The following is a 14,401-nucleotide window of genomic DNA, read 5'->3' as shown; positions in this document are numbered from 1 at the left end:
AATTATTTAACAAACTTAGCAGGAAGGCTTTTCCTATAAAATGATTAAAATCATAGATTAAAAAAAATCTTTAATTATCTTATATTCCCATTTTTAATTAACTTAGGACTACTAAAGTTTTCAATTTTGTTTTACATTTGCACACTATGTTAAAAACAGTCAATATACTTAATAAAAGAGCTCGATTTGATTATGAGATAATCGACACTTATACTGCCGGAATAGTTTTATCCGGTACAGAAATTAAATCTATACGATTAGGAAAAGCCAATATTACAGAAAGTTTTTGCGAATTTAGTAACCTGGAACTTTTTGCTATTAATACTTATATCGAAGAATATTCGTTTGGAAATCAATTCAATCATAAATCCCGAAGTGAGCGAAAACTGCTTTTAAATAAAAAAGAATTAAAAAGCCTTCATAAAAGTGTTCAGGCAAAAGGATTAACTATTGTTCCGTTAAAATTGTTTACCAACGAAAAAGGTCTTGCTAAACTGCAAATTGGTCTTTGTAAAGGAAAGAAAAACTACGACAAACGTGAATCTCTTAAAGAGCAAGACACGAAAAGAGATTTAGACAGAATTAAAAAAGCTTACAACTAAATCTAATTACTATAAAAGAGTAATTTTAAAATATTTTATCTTATTTTTACTACAATAAATCTAATTAGTAAAATATGAAAAAGTACTTAATTCTATTGGCTGCTATTATACTTTCAGGTTGTGGCAGTAATACTTCTATTGTAAGTAGTTGGAGAGATCCTAAAATTACTGTGGCTCAGGAACATTTTAAAAAAGTTTTGGTCGTTGTTCTGGTAAAAGATGAAGCTTCAAGAAGAACGGCAGAAAATAGAATTGCTGCCAGTAATGAAATTTTTAAAACTTCATATCAATATCTAAACGAAAGTACTTCTCAACTTACTAAAGAGCAAAAATTAAAAATCCTGCAAGATGAGAATTTCGACGGAGTGATTACAATGCGCTTAGTAAGCACTGAAAAAGAAACCAATTATGTTCCGGGAACTTATACCGGAATGTATTACGGGGGTTTTGACGGAATGTATACAAATGTCTATGGTTACGGTTTCGGAAATTGGTACGGAATGTATTCTCCTAGTTTTTATGATCCGGGATATTATCAGGAAACCACATCGTATATGGTCGAAACCAATATTTTTTCATTAAAAGAAAATAAACTGATCTGGACAGGAACAACAAAATCAGAATATGTGACAGATTTAGGACAAACTGTTGATGCTATTATGCAAGCAGTTGTTGCTGAAATGAGAAAAGACGGTTCTTTGCCTCCAAAATAAAATTACACAAAGCAATAATAAAATATTGCTTTTTTTGTACATTTAAAAATGACTAAACTTGTCAAGACTTAAATTTTCATCAAAATGAAATCACTTTTAAAAATTGCACGGGAACAAAAACGATTAAAAACTCGCGAAGTGGCACAACTTCTTGGTATTGATCAGGCATTGATTAGCAAATTTGAATCGGGAACACGAAAACCAACAAAGGATCAAATTTTAAAACTGTCTCAACTTTTAGAAATTGATTATGAAACTATAATGACTGCCTGGCTTAAAGAAAAAATTCTTTATGAGATTGGCGATGATGAGTTTGCATTAAAAGCTCTGATTTTAGCAGAACAGGAAATTCAAAATACTAAAAAAGAAATAAATGCTATAATTATATCTTCTGTACAAACTATTTTAGATGAAATTGAAGTATTAAAAAATAAACTACAATCCTTTAATCATTTTGAATTACGACAAATTTCAAAGACTTTAGAATTAGAATTTATTTTTAAAAGTATTTCTTTAAATGGAAATTCTTTAACACTGGAAGAAACTAAATCTGTTATAAACGATGGGTTGACTATCACGGGGAAAAGTATACAAAATCATCTTGAAGCTATTAACTTTCAAGAAGCCACATTATATATCAGAGATTTAAGCCAAAAGAAAACACATTTCAACGAAAAAGATTTTCTCACTATTCATAATTTAATTTTTAGAGGAATTGAATCTGAAACAGGAAAGTACAAAGATGATCCATTGATTACACGCGAAATGAATTTGCTCTTTAATTGGTGTGAAACAAATAAAAACAATTTTCATCCCACAATTTTTGCATGTGAAGTGTATTTAAAAATACTGGAAATAAATCCATTTGAAAAAGGAAATCTTCAAATGGCGAATTTGATTTTAAATTGGATTTTACTTCAAAATAATTATGCGTTTACGTCAATTGAAGAAGATCAAAACAGCAAAAATGAATATTTATCTATTTTGGAAGAAAGTCAAGCCAAGAATGATAAATCTATTTTCATAAATTATATACTCAGAATTGAAAAAGAAAGCCTAAACCGGGCTTTACAAATAATAACGCAATAAAAAAAGCCCTACTAAATGGGCTTTCTCTTTAATTTCTATCTTCTAATAAAGGAACAAATCGAAACTCTCCAAATTCATGTTTTTCGAATTGCGTTTCATTTTTACGAATTAACAATGTCATAATCTGCACGTCTTCACCTAACGGAATAACAAGCCTCCCTCCTATTTTTAATTGTGCCATTAAAGGCTGGGGAATAAAAGGTGCACCCGCCGTAACGATAATACTATCAAACGGAGCATGATTTGGCAAACCTTTATAGCCGTCTCCAAACGAAAGATGTTTTGGACGAATATTTAACTTTGGAAACAAGTTAGAAGTTGCTTTAAACAATTCATTTTGTCTTTCTATACTATAAACTTTAGCGCCAAGCATAAACAAAACAGCGGTTTGGTAGCCAGATCCGGTACCAATTTCCAAGATTTTATGATCCTTTTTTACTTCTAATAATTGTGATTGAAATGCAACTGTATAAGGCTGCGAAATAGTTTGTCCCGCTCCTATAGGAAATGCCTTATCCTGATAAGCATAATCTTCAAAACTTGAATTTAAAAAAAGGTGTCTTGGGATTTTTTTTATCGCATCCAAAACTGCTTTATCAGTAATGCCCTTTTGTTCTAAAGTGCTTACTAATTGATTACGAAGTCCTTGATGTTTGGCAGTGTCTTTCAAAATAGGTTTATTTTATTTTGGTAAAATTAATAAACTAAATACTAAATCAAATATTGATTTTTAATTATTAAATCGCTAAATCTTTACTACATTCATTTTCACGTTCAACAAATAAATTATATTTTTGTTTAAAATACATTCTCATGTTAAAAGTAGGAGTTTTAGGTGCTGGTCATCTTGGTAAAATACATTTACGCTTATTACAACAATCTGACAAATACGAATTAGTTGGATTTTACGACGAAAATCAGGAAAATGCCGAAAGAATTTCAAAAGAATTTGGCTATAAAAACTTCAGCACAATTGCAAAATTAATCCACGCTGTGGATGTAATCGATATTGTAACGCCAACGCTTTCTCATTATAAATGTGCAAAAGTGGCCATCAAATCAGGAAAACATATCTTTATAGAAAAACCAATCGCCAATACTGTTGAAGAAGCTGAAGAAATTATTGCTTTAGTCAAAGAATACAACGTAAAAGGGCAAGTTGGTCATGTTGAGCGCTTTAACCCTGCATTTATTGCTACAAAAAACATGATCGAAAATCCGATGTTTATAGAAACACATCGTTTGGCTGAGTTTAATCCGCGTGGTACAGATGTTCCTGTGGTTTTGGATTTAATGATTCACGATATTGATGCTATTTTGAGTGTTGTACATTCAAAAGTAAAAGATATTCACGCCAGCGGAGTTTCTGTAATTAGCGATACTCCGGATATTGCCAATGCCAGAATTGAATTCGAAAATGGCTGTGTTGCCAATTTAACAGCAAGTAGAATTTCGATGAAAAACATGCGTAAAACACGTTTCTTTCAAAAAGATGCTTACATTTCTGTTGACTTTTTAGAGAAAAAATGTGAAGTCGTTCGTATGAAAGACGCGCCGGAAATTCCGGGAGATTTTGATATGATTCTGCAAAATGCCGAAGGTGTAAAAAAACAAATCTATTTTACAAATCCTGATGTTGAGCAAAATAATGCAATTCTTGATGAATTAGAATCATTTGCAAATGCTATCAATACAAATACAACACCTGTAGTTACACTAGAACAAGCTACAGATGCTTTAAGAGTTGCTTATCAGATTATTGATTGTTTCGATAAATAATATAATATCAAAAATAAAAATAGCCACGAATTCACTACTTAATTGGTGAATTCGTGGCTAAATCATAAATATAATACCAATATATAAAATGAAAACTATAGCTGTAATTGGTGCAGGAACAATGGGTAACGGAATTGCTCATACTTTTGCACAAAGTGGTTTTACCGTAAAATTAATAGATGTTTCTGAAAAATCTTTAGATAAAGGAATGGCAACTATTGCCGCTAATTTAGACAGAATGTTGTCTAAAGGAACCATTACTCAGGAAGATGTTGCAAAAACTATCACCAATATTATTACCTATACTGATATTAAAGACGGAGTTGTTGGTGTTGATTTGGTTGTTGAAGCCGCTACAGAAAATGTAGAGTTAAAACTAAATATCTTCAAACAATTAAACGAAGCTTGTTCTCATAATACAATTTTAGCGACGAATACTTCTTCAATATCCATTACACAAATTGGAGCTGTAGTTGCACATCCTGAACGCGTTATCGGAATGCATTTTATGAATCCGGTGCCAATTATGAAATTAGTAGAAATCATTCGCGGATACAATACCAGCGATGAAGTGACTAAAATTATCATGGATTTGTCTGTAAAACTAGGAAAAACTCCTGTTGAAGTAAACGATTATCCTGGTTTTGTAGCAAACAGAATTTTGATGCCTATGCTAAACGAAGCCATTGAAACGTTATATAATAAAGTTGCCGGCGTTTACGAAATTGATACGGTAATGAAATTAGGAATGGGACACCCAATGGGACCGCTTCAATTAGCTGATTTTATTGGTCTTGATGTTTGTCTTGCCATTTTAAATGTAATGTACGAAGGTTTCAAAAACCCGAAATATGCGCCTTGCCCATTGTTGGTTAATATGGTTAGAGCCGGAAAATTAGGAGTGAAATCCGGAGAAGGTTTTTATGATTACAGTGAAAGTAAAAAGGCTGAGAAAATTTCTAAGCAGTTTGTTTAAAAATCTTTAAATATGATAACATTTGAGAGTGAATATAAAAATTTCAATCAACGCCTTTTTACATTAAGAAATTTGGCATTCCTAATTGAATTCGGTATTTATTCATCTCTAATTATATTTTTTAATCTTTCAAAATTTTATACAATTACAATTGGGTTGTTTCTGTTAGCAATCTGTGGCTTTATAATTATTAACAGAAGCAAAAGTAATGTTGATTTAATAACTTTTGAGGAAAATAGGATTATTATAAATGGTGAAACATTTAATACGAAATGGTTAAAATCACTAAATATAAAAGAAACTTCTATCGAAATCCAGAGTAGTGGCTCTACTAGGCAAGGATTACGTGCTGCAATTTTTTATCTAAAAATAAAAAACAAAAAAGATAATTACATCATAAATTCATTCGAAACATATTCTGACGAAGGAATAATACAAATCTTCAATGAATTTAAGAAATTTAAGGATGAAAAGATAATTGTAGACGAAAGACTAATTATATTGAGAATTCAAGAAAAAATAGAAAAATGTCAATAGCATCGAATTTAAATAGCATTAAAGCAAGTTTACCTGAACATGTAACATTAGTTGCAGTTTCTAAAACCAAACCCGTTTCAGACTTAATACAAGCCTACGAAGCCGGTCAGCGTATTTTTGGGGAAAACAAAATTCAGGAAATGGCTGAAAAATGGGAAGAAATGCCAAAGGATATTCAATGGCATATGATTGGTCATGTACAAACGAATAAAGTTAAATTTATGGCACCATTTGTAAATTTGATTCATGGAGTTGATAGTTTAAAATTATTACAGGAAATCAACAAACAAGCTTTAAAAAATAATAGAATTATTGATTGTTTGCTTCAAATACATATTGCCGAAGAAGAAACTAAATTTGGTTTAGACGAAAACGAATTAAATGAACTTATTTCTTCATCTGAGTTCAAAGAACTCAAAAATATTCGTACCTTAGGTTTAATGGGAATGGCAACATTTACAGAAGATAAAAACCAAATTAAAAAAGAATTTCAACATTTAAAATCGATTTTTGATTCCATAAAAGAAAAAAATGCATTACAAGAAGCATCTACAATATCAATGGGAATGTCCGGTGATTACCAACTTGCTATAGAATGTGGCAGCACAATGGTGCGCATTGGAAGCAGCATTTTTGGAGGTCGCTAATCAAAAATCCACTATAGCTAGACGCACTGCTGTGCGCCTCTACAACAAAACTGAATACTGATACCTGAATACCGAAAACTAAATTTGTACGCAATACTAGACATAGAAACTACTGGAGGACAGTTTAATGAAGAAGGAATTACCGAAATCGCCATTTATAAATTTGATGGACACGAAGTAGTTGACCAATTCATTAGTCTTGTAAATCCCGAAATTCCGATTCAGCCCTTTGTGGTAAAATTAACTGGGATTAATAATGCCATGTTGCGCTCTGCCCCTAAGTTTTTTGAAGTTGCTAAACGAATTATAGAAATCACTTCAGATTGTATTATTGTTGCTCATAACGCTTCTTTTGACTACCGAATTTTACGTACAGAATTCAGACGTTTAGGTTACGATTTTGAAGCCAAAACACTTTGTACCGTTGAACTTGCCAAAAAATTAATTCCTGAACAGCCTTCTTATAGTTTAGGAAAATTGGTTCGCGCACTCGGAATTCCCATGGCAGACAGACATCGCGCCAGCGGAGATGCAATGGCTACAACAAAGCTGTTCAAAATGCTTCTTGAAAAAGATCTTGAAAAAACAATTGTAAAAGATTTTATAAAACTCGAAGTCGAAAAAGGGATATCTCCAAAATTAATGGATTTGGTTGGGCAAATGCCTTCTAAAACTGGTATTTATTATATTTATAATGAAGGCGGTACATTAATTTATATCGGCAAAAGCCAAAACATTCGAAAAAGAGTAAATCAGCATTTTACAGGAATTACAACCAAAAGCAAAAAGATTCAGGCAGAAGTTTTTACCATTACTTATGATGAAACCGGAAGCGAATTAATTGCGTTACTCAAAGAAAGTGAAGAAATAAAAGTAAATCGACCAAGACATAATCGATCACAGAAAAAGACTTTTTTTCCCTTTGCCTTATATGCCGAAAAAGATTCGAACGGATATCTGAATCTAAAACTTCAAAAAGCTGATGGACGTAAAAAAGAAATTACATCCTTTATTTCTTTACAAGAAGGTAAAAATATGCTGTTTAAATTCACTGCGAAATATCATTTATGCCAAAAATTGACAGGTTTATATCAAGCCAAAAAAGAATGTTTTCAATATAAAATAAAAGAATGCGACGGTGCCTGTATTGGCGAAATTAGTGCAGAAGAATACAATAGCCGTGTACAACAATTTATATCAGAACACAGTTTTGAGAACAAAAGCATGATTATCATTGACAGAGGACGAAATGTTAACGAAAGAAGTGCGGTATTAATCGAAAACGGGCAATATAAAGGCTATGCTTATTATGATTTGAATTATCAGATTATGAATATCGACATCTTGAAAAATATTTTAATTCCAATGCAAAACAATCGCGACGTAAAAAACATAATTCAAAATTACGTTCGTAAAAGCAAATCAGTCAAAATACTTCATTTTTAACAAATAAAAACTTTCATTATATTTGTGGTTTATGAAAAAAATGAAATCAAAATACGAACAATTCAGAGAAAAAATCAAGATTGTTCTCTATGGCACAAACACCATTTTAGGGCGAATGTTTGATTTAGTGCTTCTGGGATTGATATTGTTAAGTGTTCTTTTGATAATGATGGAAACCGTTCAGGGAATCAATCAAAAATACCACACACAACTTATTATTTGCGAATGGATCATTACGGTATTTTTTACTATTGAATATATTTTAAGAATAATTTCGATTCAAAAACCTGTAAAATATATTTTTAGCTTTTACGGAATTATAGATTTACTCGCCGTTTTACCCATGTATTTGTCAATATTTTTTCCGGGAGCGAGCATACTTTCTATCGTGAGAGCTTTACGTTTCTTCCGATTATTTAAAATATTACATATTCCGCAGATATCGCATCAATCAATTCAGCTTCGGGAAGCTATTGACGCCAGCAAAGAAAAAATTCTTGTTTTCATTTATTTTGTTCTGATAAGCACCATAATAATCGGTTCAATAATGTATTTAGTAGAAGGAAAAGAATCTGGTTTTACAAGTATTCCGATGAGTATTTACTGGACAATTGTAACATTAACAACTGTTGGTTATGGTGACATTTCTCCACAAACACCTTTAGGACAATTCATTGCAGCTTTAGTAATGATTCTGGGTTACGGAATTATAGCCGTACCAACCGGAATCGTTACAGCAGAATTTGCAAAAAGCAGTTTAAAAAACAGTAATAGCGTGAGCGGAAAAAAAACATGCAGAAAATGCAATTCACAAATACATTTTGATAACGCAAAATACTGTTACGAATGTGGAACAGAATTGCCAAATAATTAATTTAAGAAGCTAATCCAGCTGTACATTGCAACTCCTCCTTATCTTTGTTGTTTTTTTAAGGCATAAAAGGAGCTTCTAAAGTCGCTCTTTTATCCCAAAAAAAACGAACAAACATAAGTCCGGGGTTTCCATTTCCATCTGGGCTAAAAAATATGAAATACTTAATTACCATTGTCGGACCAACAGCTATAGGCAAAACAGCCTTAAGTATTGCTTTGGCAAAACATTTTAACTGCGAAATAATCTCTTGCGACAGCCGTCAGTTTTTTAAAGAAATGACGATTGGCACTGCAGTTCCAAATCAGGAAGAATTACGATCCGCTACACATCATTTCATTCAAAATAAATCTATTTTTGAAAATTATACTGTTGGCGATTACGAAAAAGAAGCGCTTTTAAAATTAGAAGAATTATTTCAAACAAACGATTTTGCAATTTTAATTGGTGGCTCGGGTTTATATGTTGATGCAATTTTAAAAGGATTTGATGAATTTCCTGAAATTGATCCTTCCGTAAGGGCAGAAGTTAATTCTAATTACGAAAAACTCGGAATCAATTATTTACAGGAACAATTACAACTTTTAGATCCGGAATATTTTCAAAAAATAAATTTAGAAAATCCACAAACTTTACAAAATCCACAACGTATGATGCGTTTTGTAGAAGTTTGCATTGGAACACAAAAACCTTATTCCTCATTTCTAAATCAAAAGAAAAACAATAGAAACTTCACTCCTGTTTTAATTGGTTTAGAAGCTGAAAGACAAGTGATTTACAATCGAATTAATCAGCGTGTCGACATTATGATGAACGAAGGTTTATTAGAAGAAGCAAAAACTTTGTATCCTAATAAAGCATTAAATGCATTGCAAACCGTGGGTTATAGAGAATTATTTAGTTATTTTGACGGAGAATTCACACTGCCATTTGCTGTAGATGAAATCAAAAAAAACACCCGAAGATTCTCCAAAAGACAATTAACCTGGTTTAAACGAAATGAAAACACTAAATGGTTTGATTACGTGACAGACAGAAAAAATATAATCAATTATATAGAAAATCTTATAAAGTAAAATCGAAAGTCTTTTTTCTTTACTCTTTATTCTATTCTCTAAAATAAATCTAAAATTACAAAATGCCAATATCTCCAAATTTCACATCGGTTTTAAGCAAAGACTGGGAAATCAATTTCACGCAATGCACCCCAAACGGTTTTTTAAAATACACCGATTTGTGTAATATTTTGCAGTTAACCGCTGCAGCACATTCCGAAGTTGGCGGCATCAGCTTTTTTGATATGCAGGAATTTCATCAGGCCTGGGTTTTAAGCAGAATGCGTGTTGAAATTAGCGCCTTACCAAAATGGCAGGATATTGTTACAGTAAAAACATGGATCAATAGTTTAGAAAATTCCCGTTCAGTTCGTGCCTTAGAAATGTATGTAAATGGTAAAAAAATAGTAGGTTGCGAAACCTATTGGGCTGTTTTCAATACACAATTACGCCGTCCGGAAGCCTTAGCTCTGCCTTATGAACATTTTGAATTGTTTCCCGAAAATAGAGCCACAACTGAAGGGTTTTCAAAAATTAATATCAATCACGAAAAAGGAGCTGTTTTTGAAAAAACAGTTTATTTATCAGATTTAGATATTGTAAATCATGTTAATAACGTAAAATATTTAGAGTGGTGCCTTGATCACGTTGATGAAAAAAGAATTTTAAAACAACAAGTAAAAAGCTTTGAAATGAACTTCATGAAAGAGCTTTCCCTTAAAGATAATGTCGTAATTCACGAAAGCGAAGATGATGATCATACAACCGCGACATTTAGCATTACAAAAGGAGAAAAAACATGTTTTGCTTTAGAATTACATTGGAAATAAACTACTATCCATTCCTGCAAGGTTTTCAAAACCTTGTAGGTATTACAATTGCCAAAATATTTTATTTAAAATTCGATGTCATAATCCAGATAACAAACCTACAAGGTTTTGAAAACCTTGCAGGAAATTATACTTAATAAAAAAAGATGCTAATTGCATCTTTTTTTATTAAAATCACTTTGATTTCTTTTCCGATTTTTTCAGCTTCTTTTTCTTTTTAAGCAACTCAACTTTGCCTTTAATTCTTTTTTCTACTTCCGTAATATCAGAATCAAAAGCAAACTGTAAAGTTGTAAGTTTAGCATTCTTAATCTCCTTTAAAGCCTTTTTAAACTCTTGTTGAGCTTCAAGAAGAATTGCTTTCTTTACAAAAATTTCAGATTTATTTATTCCTTTTATGGTTAAAGCGAAATCGATCAGTTTTTGCGCTTCTTCGTAATCTTCATTCAAAATTAAAACATGCAAATAATAAGGATAAACTTCAAGAGCATGAATATTAATAGCCAAAGCTTCCTGAAAATAGTTTTTAGCTTCTTCATAATTCCATAATTGCTCTGCCTGAATTCTTCCGTACAAACACAAAACCATCGTATTTTTTGCATCATACGAAAAAGCGTAATCTAAAGATTCAATCGTTTCTTCAAGCGAATACGGGTAATTATCCAAAGCCTGAAAAAGGTATTTATCAATTGCTTTCATTTCTCAAATCTGTTTTTAATTTCTGTCGAATTCCTTTGTAACTTTTAAGCACTTTATTTTTCTTGAAATCACTTCCTGTAAAAGTCCTAACCGGATTTCCACGCTGAACATTCAGTTGGTTTTCCCATTGTTTTCCAACATAACTTTTAAGTTGTTGCAAAGTTTCGTCTTCTAATTTTTTTAATAATCTTTCTGTTGCCAGTTTTTTGTTTTGGTGTTGCGAACGGCTGTCCATTGCTACAACTGCAATTCCTGTCGGAATATGCGTTGCTCTAACTGCCGAACTTACTTTATTAACATGTTGTCCCCCAGCACCGGAGCTACGCATGGCCTGATATTGAATATCATTTTCTGAAACTGAACTATTTTTTTGTGGTTCAATCTCAAAAATACCAATAAACCAGTTCTTGCGTTTGTGCATTTTACGAAACTGACTTTGCCCAATCCATTGAATTGTTCCAATCCAGGAATTTACAAATGTTGCTGCATTTTTTCCTTTCACAGCAATTGTTGCCGTTTCAACAGTTCCATTTTCAGAACCAACTTCTCTTTGTAATAATGTCGTTTCCAATTGCTGCTCCTGAGCTTCTTCCAACACTTTTTTAAGCACTTGGGCAACCACCCAAGTGCATTCTGCAGGTCCGCGACCGGCCGTTATCTGAATAATTTTTTCCATTTTTAATTTCTTTTTAGCGGTCCATTCTAACGATTCTCGGAGTAAAAGTTCCCAGAACTTCAACCAAATCCGTTTGATTCGCCATTACTTTTGTAATGTCTTTGTACGCCATCGGAGCCTCGTCAATATTCCCACCAATTAAGGTGACATCGTTTGCCTTCAAAACCTTTTTAATTTCACTTTGGGTAAAAGTAGCTTTGCATTTAGCTCTCGAAAATAAACGTCCTGCTCCATGCGAGGCTGAATTTAAACTTTCAGCATTTCCTTTCCCTTTCACAATATAGCCTGGCGCTGTCATCGAACCTGGAATAATGCCTAATTGGCCTTCTGCCGCAGGGGTCGCTCCTTTTCTGTGTACGATACATTCCTGACCATTTACGATTTCTTTCCATGCAAAATTGTGATGGTTTTCAATCGTAACGACTACCCTCTTTCCTATTGCTTTTGCAATTCGTCTGTGAATATCATCGTGACAAGCTTTGGCATATTCTCCTGCTAAATTCATCGCCAGCCAATATTCCTGACCATCATGTGTGTTTAAATCCAGCCATGCTAAATGCTGTACGTTTTTTGGTAACGGACATTGTTTGGTTGCCAAATACGTGTAATGTTTTGCAATATTAGCACCTAAACCACGTGATCCGCTATGCGAAAGGACAGCGAAATATTCACCGGCTCCTAGCTTCCATTCATTTTCCGGATTGTCAATCTTTGCAATTCCAAATTCTACAAAATGATTCCCCCCGCCAGAACTTCCCAATTGCTTATACGCTTTTGGCAAAAGATTCTTTAGCAACGGAATATCCTGAAATTCACTTTTATAAAAAACATCATGATCAGCTTTTGTGGCATGTGTTTCGTTCATTCCAAATTTGGTATTGTCTTTTAAAATTGCTTCTAACTGATGTTCTTTTCCTTTGAAATGAGAAGCCGGCAAATCAAAAATTGACAAGCTCATTCTGCAGCCAATATCAACGCCAACTCCGTAAGGAATAACAGCATTATCTGTTGCCAAAACTCCGCCAATTGGTAATCCATAGCCTGAATGTGCATCTGGCATTAAAGCTCCTGCAACAGAAATTGGTAATTTCAAAGAATCATACAACTGAAATTTTGCTTGCTGATCAATTTCATTTTCACCAAAAATTGTAAAAGGAGCACGTGTTGTTTTAAGCTGGTGCATTCGAACCTGAACCGGCTTGATTAAACCTTCAGCTACTTTTCCCCAAGTTCCGTTCCCTTCAAATTTTTCAGGATGAAGCAAAACTTCTTTGGCTTCTGCTAAAATGGATTCTTTTTTTTCTCTTTTTCTATATCTGTTTATTTGCCCAAGAGCAATATTTATTGAATTGTTTTTTGGAAAGCCTAACTTAATCAGGTCTTTTCCGGATAATTTATTTCCCATGATTTATATCATTTTCATCTGCATATTGTTGATACAATACATGCAGGCTTTTATTTTTAATTGGGTTTTTCTCTTTCGGGTTTTCATATTGATAATACCCCGAAAAACGAGCTTTCCCCAGAACTAATTTGTTTATTTTGTGTCGTAAATTATGATTTACAATATAATTGTCTAAAATTCGAATTTCACTTTCCAAGAGTTCATCAACCATTTTAGTATGCGTTATCATGTTGGGCCTAACGCTAAATACATAACGCCATGGTTCATTAAATACATAATGAATTTTATAACGTTTACAATTAGGACACCATCGTTCCCTCTTATAAAAATGCATTTTCTCTTTTTCTGTCAATGCTAATTTTGGACTTCTCCATTCTGATTCAGAAAACTCTTTTACTGTTTGAAGTTTTTCAACATATACATGTTTTCTTTTCCTCTTTTTCTTTTTCTTAAAAGATTTTTCAGAAGAATACTGAACCGTATTTATCTTCTCCAGTAAAATTTGGTAAAAAGAAGATTCATTTGATCTTTTAATATCATCTCTTAATACAAAATTGCGTTGCCAACCTTTTTGATAGGGACTTTTTAATAGAACTAATGGTAAATCTCTACGTTTTTTCCAGAGTTGATCTTCAAGCTTTCTTAACTGAATTAATTGTTTTTCAAAATCTTCTTTTACTGCTCTTTTCTTTCTCCTTTTAGTTTTAAAGCGAGAGGATAAAGCATACTCCTCTACTGTATAATTTTCCATAAAAAAATTATAACGTATTAAATTAGTAACCAAACTGGCTACGGCATTTTATCCATACGGATAAATAATAAAAATCGATTATTCGGGAAAATTTGAAGTGTCTAGAATAAAAAAAGCCCGAAACTAAATGTCTTCGGGCTTTTTTATATATCTAAAAATTACTTTCTAAGATTGAAATAAGCCACGAAGAAGCGCTGCACCAAATTCGTTTGGTGTGAAGCTTTGAGATGCTGATGTAAGTACAAACATTTTTCTTCGTTTTTAAAGGGTTATTATTATTTTTTCGTTTGCAAATATTCAGAATTGTTTTTTGTTTTTCCAAATT

At 32.3% G+C, this 14,401-nt stretch carries 16 protein-coding genes; 11 read left to right on the top strand and 5 right to left on the bottom strand.

The window, feature by feature from the left end; translation table 11 throughout:
• Nucleotides 1–146 precede the first annotated feature (146 nt).
• The 3 genes from smpB (at nucleotide 147) to BUE22_RS03555 (ending at nucleotide 2,404) form a co-directional block, all read left to right on the top strand.
• Entirely contained in the window at nucleotides 147–602 is a 456-nt protein-coding gene (gene smpB / locus BUE22_RS03565) for an SsrA-binding protein SmpB (RefSeq protein WP_073393742.1), read from the top strand.
• 74 nt (nucleotides 603–676) lie between these two features.
• The gene (locus BUE22_RS03560) at nucleotides 677–1,315 is read left to right on the top strand and encodes a DUF4136 domain-containing protein (protein WP_042564374.1); all 639 of its coding nucleotides are present in this window, start codon (nucleotides 677–679) and stop codon (nucleotides 1,313–1,315) included.
• Between the two features lie 84 nt (nucleotides 1,316–1,399).
• Nucleotides 1,400–2,404 (top strand): helix-turn-helix domain-containing protein, encoded by a 1,005-nt coding sequence (locus BUE22_RS03555; protein ID WP_073393741.1) that lies wholly within the window; start codon nucleotides 1,400–1,402, stop codon nucleotides 2,402–2,404.
• 28 nt (nucleotides 2,405–2,432) lie between these two features.
• On the opposite strand, the gene BUE22_RS03550 is transcribed toward BUE22_RS03555, so the two are convergent.
• Entirely contained in the window at nucleotides 2,433–3,074 is a 642-nt protein-coding gene (locus tag BUE22_RS03550; RefSeq protein WP_042564372.1) for a protein-L-isoaspartate(D-aspartate) O-methyltransferase, read from the bottom strand.
• Nucleotides 3,075–3,217: 143 nt separating this feature from the next.
• Between BUE22_RS03550 and BUE22_RS03545 the strand changes: the two genes are divergently transcribed.
• From BUE22_RS03545 to BUE22_RS03510, 8 genes are all read left to right on the top strand, one after another.
• Entirely contained in the window at nucleotides 3,218–4,183 is a 966-nt protein-coding gene (locus BUE22_RS03545; protein WP_073393740.1) for a Gfo/Idh/MocA family protein, read from the top strand.
• An 88-nt stretch (nucleotides 4,184–4,271) separates the two neighbouring features.
• Nucleotides 4,272–5,159 (top strand): 3-hydroxyacyl-CoA dehydrogenase family protein, encoded by an 888-nt coding sequence (locus BUE22_RS03540; RefSeq protein ID WP_072971110.1) that lies wholly within the window; start codon nucleotides 4,272–4,274, stop codon nucleotides 5,157–5,159.
• Nucleotides 5,160–5,171: 12 nt separating this feature from the next.
• Nucleotides 5,172–5,696 (top strand): hypothetical protein, encoded by a 525-nt coding sequence (locus tag BUE22_RS03535; RefSeq protein ID WP_073393739.1) that lies wholly within the window; start codon nucleotides 5,172–5,174, stop codon nucleotides 5,694–5,696.
• Complete coding sequence (locus BUE22_RS03530) at nucleotides 5,687–6,343, top strand: YggS family pyridoxal phosphate-dependent enzyme (RefSeq protein WP_073393738.1); 657 nt, start codon at nucleotides 5,687–5,689, stop codon at nucleotides 6,341–6,343. Before BUE22_RS03535 ends, BUE22_RS03530 begins: the two co-directional genes overlap by 10 nt.
• Before the next feature lie 84 nt (nucleotides 6,344–6,427).
• Nucleotides 6,428–7,789: an exonuclease domain-containing protein gene (locus BUE22_RS03525; protein WP_073393737.1), complete on the top strand. Its 1,362-nt coding sequence runs from the start codon at nucleotides 6,428–6,430 to the stop codon at nucleotides 7,787–7,789.
• Between the two features lie 31 nt (nucleotides 7,790–7,820).
• Nucleotides 7,821–8,663 (top strand): ion transporter, encoded by an 843-nt coding sequence (locus BUE22_RS03520; RefSeq protein WP_073393736.1) that lies wholly within the window; start codon nucleotides 7,821–7,823, stop codon nucleotides 8,661–8,663.
• 152 nt (nucleotides 8,664–8,815) lie between these two features.
• Entirely contained in the window at nucleotides 8,816–9,736 is a 921-nt protein-coding gene (miaA, locus tag BUE22_RS03515) for a tRNA (adenosine(37)-N6)-dimethylallyltransferase MiaA (protein ID WP_073393735.1), read from the top strand.
• Between the two features lie 62 nt (nucleotides 9,737–9,798).
• Nucleotides 9,799–10,545 carry an acyl-[acyl-carrier-protein] thioesterase gene (locus BUE22_RS03510; RefSeq protein ID WP_073393734.1) on the top strand — a complete coding sequence of 249 codons (747 nt, stop codon included), beginning with the start codon at nucleotides 9,799–9,801 and terminating at the stop codon, nucleotides 10,543–10,545.
• Nucleotides 10,546–10,719: 174 nt separating this feature from the next.
• Here the strand turns inward: BUE22_RS03510 and BUE22_RS03505 are convergent, their stop codons facing one another.
• The 4 genes from BUE22_RS03505 to BUE22_RS03490 are packed head-to-tail and all read right to left on the bottom strand — an operon-like array spanning nucleotide 10,720 to nucleotide 14,076.
• The gene (locus tag BUE22_RS03505; RefSeq protein WP_073393733.1) at nucleotides 10,720–11,244 is read right to left on the bottom strand and encodes a hypothetical protein; all 525 of its coding nucleotides are present in this window, start codon (nucleotides 11,242–11,244) and stop codon (nucleotides 10,720–10,722) included.
• Nucleotides 11,231–11,920 (bottom strand): peptide chain release factor H, encoded by a 690-nt coding sequence (prfH, locus tag BUE22_RS03500; RefSeq protein WP_073393732.1) that lies wholly within the window; start codon nucleotides 11,918–11,920, stop codon nucleotides 11,231–11,233. The genes BUE22_RS03505 and prfH overlap by 14 nt, the downstream gene beginning before the upstream one ends.
• 13 nt (nucleotides 11,921–11,933) lie before the next feature.
• Nucleotides 11,934–13,325: an RtcB family protein gene (locus tag BUE22_RS03495; protein WP_073393731.1), complete on the bottom strand. Its 1,392-nt coding sequence runs from the start codon at nucleotides 13,323–13,325 to the stop codon at nucleotides 11,934–11,936.
• The gene (locus BUE22_RS03490; protein WP_073393730.1) at nucleotides 13,315–14,076 is read right to left on the bottom strand and encodes a hypothetical protein; all 762 of its coding nucleotides are present in this window, start codon (nucleotides 14,074–14,076) and stop codon (nucleotides 13,315–13,317) included. Before BUE22_RS03490 ends, BUE22_RS03495 begins: the two co-directional genes overlap by 11 nt.
• Nucleotides 14,077–14,401 lie beyond the last annotated feature (325 nt).

Origin of the sequence: Flavobacterium pectinovorum, from assembly GCF_900142715.1 — a bacterium.
GTDB lineage: Bacteria > Bacteroidota > Bacteroidia > Flavobacteriales > Flavobacteriaceae > Flavobacterium > Flavobacterium pectinovorum.
This window is presented reverse-complemented; position numbering and strand designations above follow the sequence as displayed.